This is a genomic window from Rhodospirillaceae bacterium, from assembly GCA_016722635.1.
In the GTDB taxonomy this organism is placed as follows: domain Bacteria; phylum Pseudomonadota; class Alphaproteobacteria; order JAEUKQ01; family JAEUKQ01; genus JAEUKQ01.
Genome location: JADKIX010000003.1, coordinates 116,597 through 134,881 on the forward strand (window position 1 = coordinate 116,597; position 18,285 = coordinate 134,881).

Below are 18,285 nucleotides of genomic sequence, written 5' to 3' on the forward strand. Positions count from 1 at the left end.
TGATAATAAAATATGACCGTTTCTTTTGTTCATTTGCGCTCACACTCGGCTTATTCCCTATCTGAGGGAGCGATTAAGATTAAAGATCTGATTGGGTTGGCCAAGAAAAATTCCATGCCCGCCGTTGCCTTAACCGATACGAATAATTTATTTGGCGCTATGGAATTCAGTTTAGAAGCAAAAGAAGACGGCATCCAACCAATATTGGGCTGCCAGTTATCAATTGTTGCTGAGAAAAGTTCTGAAGCAAAACTTATCAACAGCACTATTAATCTAACACCACATTTGATTTTACTTATTCAAAATGAGATTGGGTACAAAAACCTCAGCCATTTGGTTAGCAAGGCGTATATTAACGCGCAGCAGCTTCAAGGGCCTGCTGTTTTTTTAGAAGAATTAGTTGGAAAAACAGAAGGGATGATTGCTTTAACAGGTGGACCTTCGGGGTTAATCGGGTATTTACTGCAATCTAATAATCAGAACAAAGCTGAAGAAGTATTATTACAGTTAAAACAGCTCTTTCCAAATCGTTTATATATTGAGTTGATGCGCCACGGGATGAGCGAGGAAAGCCAAACTGAAGACGCTTTTATTGCATTTGCACAACAATATCACATACCTTTAGTTGCAACCAACGAAGCGTTTTTTGGGACATCTCAATTGTATGAAGCGCATGATGTCCTGCTATGTATTGCTGAAGGTGCAACGATTTCGGAGCCTAAACGGCGACGTGTAACGCCGGATCATTATTTTAAATCCACCCGCCAGATGATGGATTTGTTTTCCGATATTCCTGAAGCGTTGGATAATACGGTTGCAATTGCAAAACGGTGCGGCTACCTCTTGGAGCCAAGAAAAACTGTTTTTCCGAAGTTTGTCTCTAATTCGGAGAAAGCCACGGATGAGGTCGTTTTATTAAAAAACAACGCCCGCGATGGCCTTAAAATAAGAATGGAACAACTGCACCATTCAACAGAATACCAGAAAAAATTTCTGCCGGAAATATATAGCAAAAGGCTTGAATATGAGTTGGACCTCATCGTTAAAATGGGGTTTGCAGGTTATTTCCTGATTGTCGCCGATTTTATTCAGTGGGCTAAAAAACAACAAATTCCAGTAGGCCCGGGGCGTGGATCTGGCGCTGGGTCAGTCGTTGCTTGGGCATTAACTATTACCGATCTTGATCCTATCCGCTGGGGCTTATTGTTTGAACGCTTTTTAAATCCCGAACGTGTTTCATTGCCAGATTTTGATATTGACTTTTGTCAAGACAGGCGGGACGAAGTCATTAATTATGTCAGAAGCAAATATGGGTTTGCACGTGTTGCTCAAATTATTACATTCGGTAAGTTACAGGCTAGAGCGGTTCTCAGAGATGTCGGACGTGTTTTGCAATTGCCATATGGTCAAATCGATAAGCTTTGCAAACAAATTCCTAACAATCCGGCCAATCCAGTAACTCTTAAACAGGTTCTCGAGATAGATAAGCAATTACAAGAAATTCGCAAGCAAGAAACAGCCGTTGATAAGCTTTTCACCATTGCCCTGCAATTGGAAGGGCTTTATCGCCATGCTTCAACCCATGCAGCGGGTGTCGTGATTGGCGATCAACCCTTAGAGGAAGTGGTACCCCTTTATAGGGATGCAAAATCAAACATGCCAGCCACTCAGTTCAACATGAAATATGTTGAAATGGCCGGGCTAATTAAATTTGATTTTCTTGGGCTTAAAACTTTAACTATGATTGCGCTTGCTGAAGCTTTGATATTAAAGCGTGGGATTAAAGTTGACGTATCTCAAATTTCCCTCAGCGATCATAAAACATATGAAATATTAGGAAAGGGTGACGCCACCGGCGTTTTTCAATTAGAAAGCGGCGGTATGCGCGACGTTTTAAGAAAATTAAAGCCTGATCGTTTTGAAGATATTATTGCTGTAGTGGCTTTATATCGGCCAGGCCCCATGGATAATATCCCGAAATATATAGCCTGCAAGCATCAAAGGGAATCGCCAGATTACTTGCATCCGATGCTGGAAGAAATTCTGCGGGAAACTTTTGGTATCATGATATATCAAGAACAAGTGATGCAAATTGCCCAGATACTGGCAGGGTATAGTTTAGGAAAAGCTGATATCCTTCGTCGAGCCATGGGTAAAAAAATTAAAGAGGAAATGGAAGCGCAACGTAAAGATTTCATCGATGGCGCCAAAGTTAATCAGGTTGATGCAGCAACCGCCACTAGAATATTTGAAGAAGTGAATAAATTTGCAGGCTATGGTTTTAATAAAAGCCATGCTGCGGCTTATGCCTTGATTGCCTACCAAACGGCCTGGTTAAAAGCAAATTATCCGGTTGAATTTTTTGCAGCTTCCATGTCTTTAGAAATGAATAACACCGACAAATTAAATTTATTCCGTCAAGAGCTCGTAAAAAATAAAATTCCTTTACTACCCCCTGATATTAATTATAGCCATGTGACTTTTACAGTTGAAAAAACTACCCATAAATTTGCTGTACGGTATGCTTTGCCAGCGATCCGGCATGTGGGGGCAAATTTAAGTGAGATGATTGTTCAAGTCAGGGAGGTCGGTGGGATATTTAAATCGATCCAAGATTTTATTGCGCGGGTGGACAGTAAATCGTTAAATAAAAGACAATTGGAAAGCCTTATATGTGCAGGTGCATTTGATAGCTTGTTCTCCAATCGGCATCAGGGTTTTCAATCTATTGATATTATCCTGCAACAGGCTGCCGTTGCTTCCAAAGATAGACAAACCGGACAATTTGGTTTGTTTGGTTCCATACCCTCGCTTTCACAAAATGAACTTATCATCCCACATTCTGAGGATTGGAACAGCATTGAAAAATTACAAAGGGAACATGAAGCGATTGGCTTTTATTTATCGGCTCATCCCTTGGACAATTATGAACGGCAATTAAAACATCTTCATGCCACACCTTATATCGATTTATTAAACGGATCTAAATATGAGGGACGGGTTATGCTGGCTGGAGTGGTTGTATCTAAAGTAGAAAAAATGTCTTCTAAAGGCAATCGCTATGCTTATGTCCGTTTTTCTGACCGAAGCGGTATTTTTGAAATCATGTTTTTTTCAGATATTTTAAATGGTTTTAGAGATTTCCTAGAACCAGGAAACATATTGTTGATCGGTGTGGATGTCAGGGATGAACAGTCCGAAATAAAATTAACGGCACAAACCCTTAAACCCTTGGCCGAAGCTGTTGGTGATATAGAGAATAGCATTAAAATACATTTAAGAGAGACACAAGTGGTTGCCTCTTTAAGCCAAATATTTGCCAAAGGCAAATCTGGTAAGGATATTATTCGATTGATTGTTGAAATTGATGGAAAAACCCAGATTGAGGTAAATTTAGGAAAAAAATACCATTGGAGTACTGAATTACAACAGCAAGTTATCAAATTGTTGGGTCAAGATTGTATTGAGGAAACTACCTAAATAGGACGCAAAAAACTTTGGAAACCAAACGAACCGTGAATAAAGATCTAAAAAGTATTAGAATTAGTTTTATTGGACTGGGTGTGATGGGGTCTCCGATGGCCGGTCATTTAGCTCAGAAGGGCTATTCTGTTACCGTTTATAATAGAACAATAACAAAAAGTCAGGCATGGCTGAAAAAATTTTCAGGATCGGTAGCTCCCAGATTGATAGATTGTGTTAATGCGGATTATATCGTGACCTGTGTAAGCAATGACCAGGCGTTAAAAGATATTTTTTGGGGTTCAGCAAAATTGATCGACCATATTGTACCTGGTACAATTGTGATTGATCATTCAACCACAACGGTTGATGTAGCCAAAGATATCCATGTTGCACTTCAAAAACGCCAGGCCTATTTTTTAGATGCCCCGGTGTCGGGGGGACAGGCTGGTGCCGAAAAGGGCATTTTAACGATTATGGCTGGAGGTAACCAACAAGCATATAATCAGGTAGAAACCATATTTACCGCTTATGGAAAAAATAGTGTTTATATGGGACCGTCCGGCTCTGGCCAGTTAACGAAGATGGTTAATCAAATTTGTATCGCTGGGGTCATTCAAAGTTTGGCGGAAGGATTGGAGTTTGCTTATAATGCCGGGTTAGATCAGGGAAAAGTTATTCGTGCTATTAGTAATGGCGCCGCTGCTTCTTGGCAAATGCACAACCGGGCAGAAACGATGATCAAAGGAAAATTTGATTTTGGTTTTGCGGTGGACCTGATGAAAAAAGACTTAATGATTTGCTTAAATGAAGCGGTAAAAAATAACAGCTCCCTACCTATCACCAGCCTTATTGCACAGTTTTATACTCAATTACAGCAGAAAAACGGTGGCGGGTCAGATACATCCAGTCTTATTAAATTACTGCAAAAAAATCGGGATGTGTGAAGGCAGCAATAAATCTTTTTTGATTTCTATTTTTTTTTAGCTTCTCTCCAAAACAGTTCCAATTTTTCCTGCGTTACATCACCCAAAACAGTATGTTGATCTGAGGCTAAATTCTCCATTTTGCGGAAACGGGTTTCAAATTTTCGATTGGCTTTTCTTAAGGCAGTTTCCGGATCAATTTTTAAGTGCCTAGATAAATTGATACAGGTAAACAAGATATCTCCCATTTCTTCCTCAATATTTTCAAGATCTTGGTTTTTGATCGCATCTTTAAGTTCTTGAACCTCCTCATCAATTTTATGGAATATATCGCCCGCTGAACCCCAGTCAAAGCCAACACTAGCAGCTTTTTTCTGTAGTTTTCCAGCCCGTAAAATCGCTGGCACATGGAGAGGGGTTAAGTCAAGAATGCTGCCATTTGGATTGGAAGATTTCTGCACATTTTTTCTCATTTCCCAGGATTTTTCAATTGCTTCCGATTGATTGGAAAAATTATCCTTATTTACTGCAAAGACATGGGGATGACGTTCAATCATTTTCTTCAGGATATTTTCAACAATATCTTCAAATGTAAAAAGGGTTTTTTCTTCCGCTAAAACAGTATAGAACATAATTTGAAATAAAAGATCACCTAATTCTTCTTTTAAAAGGTGAGGCTGATTTAATTCAACGGCTTCGACAACTTCATACGCTTCTTCAAGCGTATAGGCAGCGATTGACCTGAAATCTTGTTTTTTATCCCAATCACAACCGTTTTTCGGGTGACGAAGATGACGAACCAGTTCTAATAATTGGGTGATAAGGGAAGAGGGCATAGGGATACGATTTGATTAACTAGGGATTGGATTAATACCAAAAAATTATATCTAGGGTTTCTTATGTTTTTTCCTGCCATTTGCCAGATTCATTTTGTAAATAGTATTTAACATTCAAGCCTTGAGAACGATAATCAAGGAACTTAGCGTTGCTGGTTTCAATTTCTTGTGAATTTAAGCCATCCACCAAAATAATAAGCAAAGCAAATGGTGTTGTTATGGGTATTATAAAGCCAGGAATGATAAATGCGACAGATGCCTGATTAGGATTTTCTAATTGATGCGTAATCCAAACCAATTGCCGCTCTGGCCTACCATCAACAGCTGAACCATGGGGAAGAAAAGCTTTTTGTTCTACCGTCCATAAACTCGAACATAGACTCTCCACCTCATCTTTGGTAGATACGAGGACAACGGCACGTTGTCCCCGCATTAAGGTTTTTTCTAAAAGTTCTTTTAAGACCTTAACAAGAGAAAGTTTTGTAAACACATAAAATCGAACTTCTTTTGCCAACACTTTCGGAACAATCCTCTTTATCCAAAGTTATTCGTATTGATCGGCGATAAAACGGTTCAACAACCTTACTCCAAACCCTGTTGCACCTTTGGGAGTAGTTGGATATTCACTCTCAGTCCAGGCAACACCAGCAATATCCAAATGAGCCCAAGCAGTATCTTTTACAAAGCGTTGCAAGAAATGGGCAGCTGTGATACTGCCTGCGCTGCCCCGGTTTACTGAGTTTTTAACATCAGCAATATCACTATTAATCATCTTGTCATAATGATCATGTAAAGGCATATGCCAAATTGGTTCCGAAACCTTTTTTGAAGCGTCGATTAATTGATCCACAAGGGTTTGGTTATTACTGAAAAGCCCCGCATAATGATGTCCTAAAGCTACCACGATCGCACCTGTCAAAGTAGCCAAGTCAATCATCACTTTTGGTTTAAAACGTTGCTGGCAATACCACAAAACGTCAGCCAGAACCAATCGGCCTTCCGCATCCGTATTGATCACTTCAATTGTTTGTCCAGACATGGATGTTACAACGTCACCTGGGCGTTGGGCGGTGCCGGAAGGCATGTTTTCGACTAAACCGGCCAAACCCACAACTCGGGCTTTTGATTTTCTGGCGGCCAAAGTCCTCATTAAACCAATGACGGTTGCAGCACCTGCCATATCAGTTTTCATCTCTTCCATATTGGCAGCCGCTTTAATTGAAATGCCGCCGCTGTCAAAAGTTACACCCTTGCCGACAATTGCAACCGGCTGCGCTGCTTTATCAGCGCCCGGCCATTCCATGACTAGTAGTTGGCTCTCATGAGCGCTTCCCTGACCCACACCAAGCAAGGAGTTCATACCTAACTTTTTCATTTCAGCTATACCAAATACTTCTACTTTAACCCCTAATTGAGTTAAAGATTGGGCAGCTTCGGCTAAGCTTTTAGGATAAATCACATTCCCTGGTTCAGAAACCAAATTACGGGTTAAATAAATCCCTTCCAATGTTTTTTCTAAAGGCTCATAAAACTTTTTTGCAGCAACAGGATCTGGCACCACGATGGTCAGTTGCTCAAGGATGGGTTTATCTTGGGGTTTTATGTTAGTTTTATATTTACTAAAACGATAGTTTTTTAATTGCACACCATAAGCTATATGTGCCGCCAATTCATTGATATTCGCGGGTTTTTTATCAGATGCTTCAAATTCATCTAATATACAAGTGCTTTCTTTTTCGTTAACTGATATTAACTGGTTGAAAATGTGACCGCCAAGATTTTCAGCGCTTCGCTCCGTAAAAGCTGATTTTTTTCCCAATCCTGCCACAATTAATCGATCAAATGACAGGTGATTGGGGCTGCTGATGCAAACAAATTCGCCTAAATTCTTTTTAAAACGATTGTGGTATTGTATGGTTTTAGCGATAATCCCTTGACTTTGCTGGTCAAATTTTTGAACATGGCTGCCAAAATTACCTTCTTCAAATACTCCAACAACCACTGTCCCAGCAGTTGCACTTGAAGATTTTACAAAATTAACCTTCATTTTCCCCTCATATAAATTATTTGGTGGTTATAAAAATAAGTAGTAAAAATTTTATGTACCAGCATAGACATGTTTTTTAATCAAACAAGTGTAATAAAAACATGAAAATAAGTAGGAATTTATTTATCAGTGACGAAAAAAATGATAGATTTAAAAGGAATCATTTTAGTATCGCCCATTAATAACCGTAATAGTCATGGTTATTGACAGCTAATGAGCTTCCATAATTGGATGGTTCGAACGTGCTCTAAAGCTACATTATTTATTTCGAAGGGAAGAAGTATCGTGCTACATGTCCGATTTGTTTTTCTGGTAACGATTTATACATTTGCAAATTTGATTTGCAGTCCGTTTACCTATGCTCAGACTGGCTTAAGTATTGTGGCGACTGTAAATGACGACATTGTTACAGAATTAGATTTGCAACAGCGTATATCTTTGGTTTTATTATCTTCAAGATTAGAAAATACGGCGCAAGTCAGACATGACATTGCTCCACAAGTGTTACGGTTATTAATCGATGACCGCTTGAAACTGCAAGAAGCCAGAAGGAACAATATTACGGTCAGTGATAGAGAATTACAATCACAACTAGAAAATATTGCCGGACAAAACAATTTAACAATCAAGCAATTTTCTGAAGTTCTCGCACAGAACGGGATTTATATACAATCTTTAGCAGAAAACTTTAGGGCAGAGATTGCCTGGTCAAAACTTATTTCCATGAAATTACGATCCTCTATAACAATTGGGCAATCGGATATTGAAAGAAGTTATGAAAATCTTCAAAAAAATGCTGGTAAAACACAATATCATTTATACGAAATTTTCCTTATCGCTGACAATCCCAAACAACTGGACGAAGTCCGGCAATCAGCTGAATTATTAAGTAGACAGGCAAGGACAGGGGCGAATTTCTTATTATTGGCTAAAGATTTTTCTCAAGCAGCAAGTGCCGCAAATAGCGGAGAGGTAGGATGGATTTTTGCTGACCAATTAGATGAAAACCTTCGGAAAGTTTTAGTAACGCTTAAAGCGGGCGAAGCTTCCCAACCAATCCGCACAGGTTATGGTTATTATATTATTTTTGTTAGTGAGCAACGGCTTGCCCCAGGCCTCAATCCAAATGATATGGGCTTATCATTGGCCAGATTATATTTGCCTTTTTCAAGTAAAATGACTGCATCAGAACGTGATACAATCGTTGCAAAAGCAAAGAAAATAGCTTCCCAAGCTAATAATTGCGATCAATTTGTAAGATTAGCTGAGGAAACAAATACAGAGATTCCTTCGGCACTTCCTAAATTAGCCTTATCCGATTTACCGGCCAATTTCCAAAACGCTTTGAAGGGTTTAAACAATGAGGAAAAAACCCAGCCCATCGTAACTAATGAAGGGGTTATTATTTTGATGATTTGTCAAACATTTACGGCCTTGCAATACCAAAAAGAAAAAATAGCTCAACAATTAACCCTTGAACGATTAGAGCAGTCGGCCAGAAGCTATTTAAGGGATTTAAGGCGTTTTGCAGTGATAAATTATCGTCGTTAGAAAGTGATTTAGAAGGGTTAGCCTGACATAATTGCCATTATGTAAGGATTTTTTTTCTTTCATATATATTGTAATTGAAAGCTGCATGAAAAATAAAAAAAATAATGGTAGAACGGGTAGTGTGATATTTGCCAAACATAGTTTAGGGCAGCATTTTTTATTAGATAAAAACATTACGCGCAAAATTGTCAATCAAGTTTCAGGTTTACGTTTAAGCCATATAATTGAAATTGGTCCCGGCCACGGCACTTTGACGCGAGCACTATTAGAAGCGGGGGCCAAAGAAGTTTGGGCGATCGAAAAAGACCAACGGTTGATTGAGCCATTGCAGTTGCTGTCGAAGGAATTTAGCGGCAGGCTTCATGTTATCCATGAGGATGCTTTAAAAATTGACACACCATCGATTTGTCCCGAGCCCCGTCAAATTGTTGCCAATCTTCCTTATAATGTGGGAACAGAATTGTTCATCAGGTGGTTGCATCAATCCCATGCCTATCAATCCATGACATTAATGTTCCAAAAAGAGGTTGCTGACCGAATTATCGCCCAACCTTTTAGCAAGCAGTATGGTAGGTTAAGCGTAATCAGCCAGTTCCTGATGCATTCCAAAAAACTTTTTGATTTGCCGCCCTCTGCTTTTGTTCCGCCTCCAAAGGTTCATTCATCCGTTGTTCAATTAAAACCAAATCTTATAATCGAAAGAATTCCTTTATTGGAAAAGATTGAAAAAATTACGGCAGCAGGTTTTGGGAATCGCCGAAAAATGTTGCGTCAATCGTTGAAATCTTTAACACCCCATCTTGCAGAATGGCTCAAAAATTGTGATGTGCCCGAAACCGCTAGAGCTGAGGAACTAAGTATAGAAAAATTTTTTCTATTGGCGAAGAGCCTATCCTAGGATACTACTAAGCCTGTCATCTTTAAAGTAAGAGAATAAATTAATGTCGCATAGGATATTTTCACTTTCTTTGGTTTTGCTTACTGTCATTTTTATTTGCGGGGGGTATGGTGCCCAAGCACAAAGCGTCTATCAAGTGACTGATGTTCCTGTTGATGTCACTGCCAAGGACGCCGCTGTGGCTCGTCAGCAGGCTTTTAATAAAGCACAACGTAATGCTTTCGATATACTTATATCCCGGATGTCATTATCAGTAGAGGATACGGTTAATTTAGCCAATCTTTCATTTACAGAAATCACCACGTTAATTCAGGATTTTGAAGTCATTAACGAAAAATCTTCCTCAGTACGGTATATCGCTACCCTGTCTTTTCAGTTTAAAGCTGATGCTGTTAAAAAATTATTCCGGCAATATAACATTGATTTTGTAGAAACCGTTAGCGACAGAACATTGTTGCTGCCTGTTTTCTCCGAAGGTTTTAAAGAGATTCTTTTCGAGGAAAGCAATGTCTGGCTCAATACTTGGAAAACCGGTCTTCCTAAATTTAGTTTTTTGATGCCCATTTTACCGTTGGGAGACATTGAAGATATAGAATCTGTATCATTTATTGATAATAAGCTGCAGATTGAAGGTAATGCTTATCGTTTTTTAGCGGACAAATATCAAGTATCCAAAGTTATTTTAGTAAAGCTTTCTATGATTGATGAAAATTCTAGTAAAGTTGAAATAACAACTTTTGCTAAAGAAGGATTGGCTAATAGTGAGGAAATTATGCTTGATTTACCTTTCTCTTCTTATCAAGCACTTGTCAATGCAACCATCGCTCACCTTGATCAGCAATGGAAAATAGAACACGTGATTAATCATGATTCAGTTAATTCAGCAAAATTTTCTGTAACATTTGAAAGTTCGGCCACGTGGTATGAGATAAGACAAAAAATTAATAAAATTTCTTTAATAGAAAAATTGGATCTTATCAGAATCGGCACCCACCAAATTGACTTGGAAATTCAGTTTAATGGCTCCAATGATAAATTTATTCAAGCAATTCGGAATACGGGATTAGATATCAAAGAATTGGGAATATCTTCCTATCTTATAACTAAACCATAGTGAGAGTGATGTAATGGCTGCAGTATTAAAACTTGGTTGGCGGAATACTTTTTTTTGGGGTGCAGTGTTCCTTTTATTGGTTGGGATCATATTCTTATTATCTGATATTATCATGCCATTTTTTGCAGGCATTATATTGGCTTACCTTTTTAATCCCGCAAAAAAATATTTGGTTGGATGGAAATTAGGTAAGGGGTTCTCAGCTCTACTTATTATAGTTCTTTTCATTTGTTTTATTACAACTTTTATTTTTCTAATGCTCCCTGTTTTTATTGAACAATTTCAGGTTTTATCAACTAAAATTCCCGCTTATTTAGCCACTATAACAGGAGAGGGAAAATTTTTCTTTGATGCGATTAGACAAAATTTCAGTAATTTAGATAATTCCTCAGTCTATGGTTTTATCAACAAAGCATTGCAAAATTTATTTAGTGTCTTGAATATTTTATCATTAATTTTCATTACCCCCATTGTAACCTTTTATCTTTTAAGGGATTGGGAACCCATGATCAGCAAAATCAATAGTTGGTTGCCTGAACGGAATGCCCCCATTATCCGCCAGCAATTTCATGAAATTGATCTGATGTTAGCTGCTTATATTCGGGGCAAAGCAACCATCTGTCTTTTCTTAGCTATTTTTTATGGTGCAGGTCTTGCTATTTTGGGTTTGGATTACGGACTAAGTATAGGCATTATCGCCGGGTTTTTATCTTTAATTCCTTACTTTGGGTTGATTTTCGGCATATTTGTAAGCCTAGGATTGGCTTTGATCCAATTTGGCGACAGTCTTCCTATATTTTTAACCGCCGGATTATTTGTGGTGGGACAATTGTGTGATGATTATTGGTTAACACCAAAACTAATCGGTAATAAAACAGGTTTACATGCCTTATGGATCATCTTTGCTTTAATGGCTGGCGCTTCTTTATTTGGGTTTTTAGGAATCCTTTTAGCCATTCCAGTCGCGGTAATCATTCGGGTTTTTGGCCAGTACGCAATGAAAGCGTATCACTCAAGTATGTATTATAAAGGATATAGATTGGAATCAGAGTGATAAGTATCATTTGAATCTTTCATGACATATATTATGGGTATGCAGCAATTAATCTTAGATTTAAACTACTTATCTTCGTTTGCTAAAAAAGATTTTTATATCGGCAAACCGAATGAGTATGCCTATGCTTGGATCAATGCTTGGCCCAAATGGCCCAAATGGGGTTTAGTTATTTATGGAGAAAAGGGTTGCGGTAAAACGCATTTGGCTTATATATGGCAGAAATTAAGCAAGGCATTATTCTTAAACCCTGAATCTCTGCAAGAAAAATCTGCGTCATGGTATAGTTTTTTAGAAAAAACTCCTCAGGCAGTAGTTATTGATTTTCCAGAAAATTTTGATTTTTTTAAAACCCTCGAATATCAAAAAAATTTGCTGCATTTTATTAATTTTTTGAATGAAAATGGCTGCCAGTTGTTAATTTGTCATCGGCAAACCCCAATTAATTGGGCGGGAATAACTTTAAATGACCTTCAATCACGTTTACAAGCGATGGTGGTTATTCCAGTGCATCAACCAGATGATCAAATGTTTCGAGAAATATTGACTAAATTATCCCTAGAACGCGGGATTCCTTTGTCAGCCTATCATATCAATTATTTATTAAAACATTCAGAAAGAAGTTATCAGGCAGCACAGGATCTAATTAAATTTCTGGATCAGATAAGCCTTAGTCGTGGAAAGCCTATAACAATTAATCACCTGAAAAATATTATTAATCAAAATTAATCCCCGCTAAATAAAGACGTGCAATTACAATACATCTAAATAAAGTTATTTATAATAATGGCTCACTTCTTTTGAAGATTATAAACGATGTCAACATATCAATTTAGCAAAAATAATGGTTTAAATAAATCACCGGAAAGGTTTATTAACCGGGAACTTTCTTGGTTGGCCTTTAATGAGAGAGTGTTAGATGAAGCTTGGAACGAAGAACATCCACTGCTCGAAAGGGTTAATTTTTTATCTATTTCTGCTAATAACTTAGATGAGTTTTATATGGTTCGGGTCGCGGGTTTGAAAGGTCAGATAGCAGCAGGGGTAGGGTTAAGTCATGATGGCCGGACTCCCATTCAACAATTAGAAGCCATCCAGCTAAAAGCGGATAAATTGATCAAATGTCAGCAGGAATGTTGGAAAATACTATGTAATGAATTGAAAAAGAAAGAAATTTCAATTTTACATATTCAAGAAGTTCCAGATGAAGATAAAAAGTGGCTGAATAATTATTTTATGGATCAGATATTTCCTGTCCTTACACCAATGGCTATTGACCCCGCGCATCCCTTTCCTTTTATCCTAAATCGTGGTTTTTCGGCTGTTTTACAATTATTGAGAAGATCTGATAACCGAGAAATGAAAGCCCTTTTACCGCTACCTTCCCAACTGCCTCGATTTATCCCATTAACCGGAAAATCCGTCCGTTTCATTACGTTGGAAAGTTTAGTTAGCTTATATTTTGATAAGTTATTTCCTGGTTTTGAGGTGATTAATACCGGGTATTTCCGAATTATTAGAGATAGTGAAATTGAAATCTCGGAAAAAGCAGAAGACCTTGTCCGGTTATTTGAAACAGCACTTAAAAGGCGAAGACGGGGGAATGTTATCCGCTTAAAAATTAATGCGGCAATGCCAGCCGATTTATTAAAGTTTGTTTCACAAGCCTTACATGTGCCCGCCGAAAATATAATGGTGGAGGAGGGAATACTTGGCCTTGCAAATATTTCAAGTCTCATACACTTAGATCGGCCTGATTTGCGTTGGCATCCCTTAATTTCCCGGTATCCTGAAAGAGTCCGAGAAATGGGTGGTGATTGTTTTGCAGCTATCCGCCAGAAAGATATGATTATCCACCATCCTTATGAAAGTTTTGATGTAGTTGTTCATTTTATTAGGCAGGCTGCCAGTGATCCGGCGGTCATCTCCATTAAGCAAACGCTTTATAGAACGAGCCATGACTCGCCGATTGTCAAGGCTTTAATTGAAGCAGCAGAAGCAGGGAAATCTGTCACCGCCCTAGTTGAATTGAAAGCCAGGTTTGATGAAGAAGCCAATATTCGCTGGGCAAGAGATTTAGAGCGGGCAGGGGTACAGGTGATTTTTGGTTTCTTGGATTTAAAAACACATGCGAAACTTAGCATGGTCATCCGGAAAGAGAATGGCTTGCTACGTAGTTATGTACATTTTGGCACTGGAAACTATAACCCTGATACGGCTAGAACTTTTACAGATCTTTCTTTTTTTACGTGCGACCCCGCTTTATGTCGGGATGCTGCCAAACTTTTTAATTATATTACAGGATATGGCCATCCTGAAAAAATGGAAAAATTAATAATTGCACCCTTCTTCTTAAGGGATAAGTTATTAAACCTTATTGAAGACGAAATTAGCCATGTAAAAAATGGTCGGCCAGGACAAATATGGTTGAAAGTTAATGCAATTATTGACCCACCATTAATAGATGCGTTGTACCGGGCTTCTCAAGAGGGGGTAAAGATTGAATTGGTTGTCCGTGGTATTTGCGGCTTAAGGCCAGGAATACCGGGGTTTTCTGATAATATTTCGGTTAAAAGTGTTATTGGCAGATTTTTAGAGCATGGCAGAATTGCTTGTTTTGGTGCCGGGTATGGCTTGCCTTCTAAACAGGCCAAGGTTTTTATCTCATCAGCCGATTGGATGACAAGAAACATGGAACGGCGTATTGAAGCTTTCATTCCGATTGAAAATCCTACCGTTCATGAACAAGTACTAGATCAAATTATGATTGCCACCTTAAAAGATAATACTCAAAGCTGGCTTTTAAAATCCGATGGTCAATATGTTCGTGAAGAATCAGCAGATGATAAATTTAATGCCCATTCATTTTTTATGAAAAACCCTAGCCTTTCAGGACGGGGAACTGCCATTAAAAACTCCTCCCGCCCACCTGAATTATGGCGAGAACGAAAATAATCATGAACACCCCTAAACCAATACATATTTCTAGAGATCTTTTGGATCCAACCAAACCATTAGCGGTCATTGATATCGGTTCACATTCAATCAGGTTAATTGTTTTCCAGAATTTAAGTAGGATTCCTAAAATACTTGTCAGCAAAAAAGTTTTTTGTGAATTAGGCAAAGATTTACAAAAAACTGGTCAATTGAATGCAGAAAAACTGGAAGAAGCTTTTTATACCCTAAAGCATTATATCAAGATAGCTAAATCAATTCCTGTCCAACACATTCGTTTGCTGGCTACGGCGGCAATACGGGATGCCCAAAACGGAATGGTTTTTGTTACAGAAATGGAGCGAAAACTGAATATTTCCATCAAAATTTTAACCGGCGAAGAAGAGGCAAGAAATTCTTCCTTAGGCGTTTCAGCCGGTATTTTAACAACAAGTGGGATTATGGGAGATTTAGGGGGAGGCAGTTTGGAGTTAATGAATCTTCAGGTAGATTCGCCTGATAATATTACCCTGCCTCTTGGCCCTTTACGTTTAACCAATATCTCAGAAGCTGCTTCATATGAAGCTTGTAAAAGTTTTATTGAACAACAATTAAAGCAGGTGACCTGGATAAATAACAAAATATTTGGGCAAACATTTTATGCGGTCGGTGGATCTTGGCGGGTAATTGCCAAATTGCATATGCAGATAACAAAATATCCGTTGGAAATTGTCCATCAATATAAGGTCAATAGTAAAGAGGTGATGGAATTTTGTGAAAATCTTATCCAAAATCAAGAAATGATTGTAGCAAAATATCCTGTTCTTGAACATCGAATTAAAGGATTACCTTTTGCAACAATGGTTTTACAAGGGATTATCCGAAATTTAAAGCCAGCTGAAATTGAATTTTCGGCCAGCGGTTTAAGGGAAGGTTATTTTTACAGTTTATTACCTCAGGAAGAAATCCAAAAAGATCCTCTCCTATTTTTTGCTGGAACAATCAACGATATTTCTCGCTACCAGCAAGGCCAGGCAGTGTACAAATGGTGTAAATTTTTTTTTAATGACTTACCTAAGAATTTTCAACGCCTTTTACAAGCTGCTTGTTATTTAAGTGATTGGGGTTGGAATGACCATCAAGGTTACCCAGAAGAAAATCGATTTAACCGCATTTTGTATATGCCAACAATTGGGTTAACGCATATTGAAAGAATTGCCTTAGCTTATATAGACAGATATCGCTATGTAGAACACACAAAATGTTCAAAAAAAGAGAAGAAACTGTTCAATTTGCTCCCTAAAGACTTAAGGAAATTCTGTAATCAAGCTGGCTTAATAATTGATCTATCATATAAAGCAACAGCTGGAATCCCAGAGAAACTTAATAAAACTGAATTAAAAAAGATCGGTAAAGAGGTCATATTATTATTACCAGAGCAATTACCATTAGAATTAAAATTTAAGCTTCAACAATCCCTTAATTTAGTGGCAAAAAAACTGTCTTTAACCGCAAAAATTAAAGAAATAAATTAGATTTTCTATTAAATTTTTGCTGCACACGATAGTTGCAACTATCTAATAATTTATATAGAACTTAGTTAATGTAATATTTTAATCAATTGAAAGATATGACTATGACGGCCATTCGGGCAATAAAGGCTAGACAAATTTTTGATAGCCGTGGCAATCCAACGGTAGAAGCTGAGGTTTTTTTAGAAAGTGGTCTTTCAGGGATAGCTTCTGTCCCTTCAGGTGCGTCAACAGGCCAGCATGAAGCAGTTGAAAAAAGGGATAAAACCAAAGCATTCGGTGGAAAAAGTGTTTTTCAGGCAATTGACTCCATTAAAGGGGAAATATTCGATGTTGTTTCTGGCATAGAAGCCCAAGAACAGTCACTGGTTGACCAGCAGATGATCCAACTAGATGGTACAGCGAATAAATCAAGGTTAGGGGCTAATGCGATCTTAGCAGTCAGCCTGGCAACCGCAAAAGCAGCCGCAGCAGAACTTAAGCTTCCCCTCTATAGGTATTTGGGTGGTATCAATGCGTGTGTGCTGCCGATCCCTTTTATCAATATTATTAACGGTGGTGCCCATGCCGATAATAAACTCGATTTTCAGGAATTTATGATTGTTCCTGTCGGTGCCAATTCCTTCCATCAAGCCCTACAAATGGCCAATGAAACTTTTCACCACTTAAAAGAATTATTGCGTCAAAAATCTTTTTCGACAATGGTGGGGGATGAAGGAGGGTTTGCCCCTCTGATATCTGATCCTAAACAAATCTTAAATTTGATAACCCAAGCGATTGAAAAATCTGGATATAAAGCAGGAACGGAAATGGGTTTGGCCTTAGATATTGCAGCCAGTGAATTTTTTAAAGATAACAAATATCATTTGACTGGGTTTAAAAAAGTTTTGGATGCAAACGGGTTGGTGCAGTTATATAAAGATTTAAGCCAAGAATTTCCGATCATTTCCATCGAGGATGGGATGGCAGAAGATGATTGGAACGGCTGGGACCTTTTAACGAAAACCTTGGGAAATCGCATGCAGCTTGTTGGTGATGATTTATTTGTGACCAATACTGCTAGGTTAATTAGAGGCATTGAAAAAGATATTGCGAATGCCATTTTAGTAAAGCCTAATCAGATTGGCACCTTAACAGAAACTTTATCGGTTATTAGGTTAGCTCAAAAATCTTCGTATAAAACCATCATTTCCCATCGTTCCGGAGAAACTGAAGATACGACTATTGCAGATTTAGCAGTAGCTGTTAATGCCGGACAAATTAAAACGGGTTCTATGTCTAGAACAGATCGTTTGGCGAAATATAACCAATTGTTACGGATTGAAGAACAATTGGGTAAAGCCGCTGTATTTGCAGGCAAAAAATCCCTTTTCTTTCCCTTGCCGACAGGATATTCTGATACGTAAGTAATTGTATTAGTCACCAGCATCTTGAGCAATTTAGGATATAAGTGATGCAAGTAAGGATTTTGTCTAATTTTACCTCACGGAAATTAACCCGCCATATTATTGGTGCAGGCTTAGTGGTATACCTTCTTTACCACGCTTTCGAAGGGGAGAGAGGCTTATATCGTTGGTTTATGCTGAAACAAGAGGTTAGGGAGACAAACAGTTTAGCCCATCAAATTGCTTCAGAAAAAAATATTCTACAGAATCGCGTTACACGTTTAAGCCCTGAAACTCTTGATTTAGATTTACTAGAAGAACAAGTAAGAATTATTTTAAATTTTGCTGCAGCGGATGAAATCGTCGTTATTAACCCATCAAATCCCTAGCAAAACCGTTTAAAAAAATGTTGAACCTGTTAATTAAATCTTTAAAAAATTTTAACCCAAAGGTTTAAAGATTGTGAATAAGAAAAACCAGCCTACACCTACCGGACTATCTAAGGAAACTAAATATTCTGCAGATAATTTATCAAAATATTATAAA

At 38.0% G+C, this 18,285-nt stretch carries 14 protein-coding genes; 11 read left to right on the forward strand and 3 right to left on the reverse strand.

What is annotated here, in order from left to right:
- Window positions 1-12 precede the first annotated feature (12 nt).
- Both dnaE and IPP67_00880 read left to right on the forward strand, forming a co-directional pair.
- Window positions 13-3,480 (forward strand): DNA polymerase III subunit alpha, encoded by a 3,468-nt coding sequence (gene dnaE, locus IPP67_00875; GenBank protein MBL0337760.1) that lies wholly within the window; start codon window positions 13-15, stop codon window positions 3,478-3,480.
- Between the two features lie 56 nt (window positions 3,481-3,536).
- Complete coding sequence (locus tag IPP67_00880) at window positions 3,537-4,409, forward strand: NAD(P)-dependent oxidoreductase (protein ID MBL0337761.1); 873 nt, start codon at window positions 3,537-3,539, stop codon at window positions 4,407-4,409.
- 26 nt (window positions 4,410-4,435) lie between these two features.
- Here the strand turns inward: IPP67_00880 and mazG are convergent, their stop codons facing one another.
- The 3 genes from mazG to IPP67_00895 all read right to left on the reverse strand — a co-directional run bounded on the left by mazG (window position 4,436) and on the right by IPP67_00895 (window position 7,271).
- Window positions 4,436-5,224, reverse strand: a complete 789-nt coding sequence (gene mazG, locus IPP67_00885; GenBank protein ID MBL0337762.1) for a nucleoside triphosphate pyrophosphohydrolase — start codon at window positions 5,222-5,224, stop codon at window positions 4,436-4,438.
- Window positions 5,225-5,285: 61 nt separating this feature from the next.
- Window positions 5,286-5,741, reverse strand: coding sequence for a DNA polymerase III subunit chi (locus IPP67_00890; GenBank protein MBL0337763.1), 456 nt, complete (start codon window positions 5,739-5,741; stop codon window positions 5,286-5,288).
- A 27-nt stretch (window positions 5,742-5,768) separates the two neighbouring features.
- Window positions 5,769-7,271 (reverse strand): leucyl aminopeptidase, encoded by a 1,503-nt coding sequence (locus IPP67_00895; protein ID MBL0337764.1) that lies wholly within the window; start codon window positions 7,269-7,271, stop codon window positions 5,769-5,771.
- Window positions 7,272-7,556: 285 nt separating this feature from the next.
- Here IPP67_00895 and IPP67_00900 point away from each other — a divergent pair, with 285 nt between their 5' ends.
- The 9 genes from IPP67_00900 to IPP67_00940 all read left to right on the forward strand — a co-directional run bounded on the left by IPP67_00900 (window position 7,557) and on the right by IPP67_00940 (window position 18,128).
- Window positions 7,557-8,822 (forward strand): peptidylprolyl isomerase, encoded by a 1,266-nt coding sequence (locus IPP67_00900; GenBank protein ID MBL0337765.1) that lies wholly within the window; start codon window positions 7,557-7,559, stop codon window positions 8,820-8,822.
- Between the two features lie 85 nt (window positions 8,823-8,907).
- Window positions 8,908-9,720, forward strand: coding sequence for a 16S rRNA (adenine(1518)-N(6)/adenine(1519)-N(6))-dimethyltransferase RsmA (gene rsmA, locus IPP67_00905; protein MBL0337766.1), 813 nt, complete (start codon window positions 8,908-8,910; stop codon window positions 9,718-9,720).
- Between the two features lie 43 nt (window positions 9,721-9,763).
- Window positions 9,764-10,834 (forward strand): DUF2066 domain-containing protein, encoded by a 1,071-nt coding sequence (locus IPP67_00910; protein ID MBL0337767.1) that lies wholly within the window; start codon window positions 9,764-9,766, stop codon window positions 10,832-10,834.
- 13 nt (window positions 10,835-10,847) lie between these two features.
- Window positions 10,848-11,888, forward strand: a complete 1,041-nt coding sequence (locus IPP67_00915; protein MBL0337768.1) for an AI-2E family transporter — start codon at window positions 10,848-10,850, stop codon at window positions 11,886-11,888.
- A gap of 204 nt (window positions 11,889-12,092) precedes the next feature.
- Entirely contained in the window at window positions 12,093-12,617 is a 525-nt protein-coding gene (locus tag IPP67_00920; protein MBL0337769.1) for a hypothetical protein, read from the forward strand.
- Window positions 12,618-12,704: 87 nt separating this feature from the next.
- A complete protein-coding gene (locus IPP67_00925; GenBank protein ID MBL0337770.1) occupies window positions 12,705-14,843 on the forward strand; it encodes an RNA degradosome polyphosphate kinase in 2,139 nt (712 codons plus the stop codon).
- A 2-nt stretch (window positions 14,844-14,845) separates the two neighbouring features.
- Entirely contained in the window at window positions 14,846-16,357 is a 1,512-nt protein-coding gene (locus tag IPP67_00930) for a hypothetical protein (GenBank protein MBL0337771.1), read from the forward strand.
- Between the two features lie 101 nt (window positions 16,358-16,458).
- A complete protein-coding gene (eno, locus tag IPP67_00935) occupies window positions 16,459-17,760 on the forward strand; it encodes a phosphopyruvate hydratase (GenBank protein MBL0337772.1) in 1,302 nt (433 codons plus the stop codon).
- A gap of 47 nt (window positions 17,761-17,807) precedes the next feature.
- Window positions 17,808-18,128, forward strand: a complete 321-nt coding sequence (locus IPP67_00940) for a septum formation initiator family protein (GenBank protein ID MBL0337773.1) — start codon at window positions 17,808-17,810, stop codon at window positions 18,126-18,128.
- Window positions 18,129-18,285 lie beyond the last annotated feature (157 nt).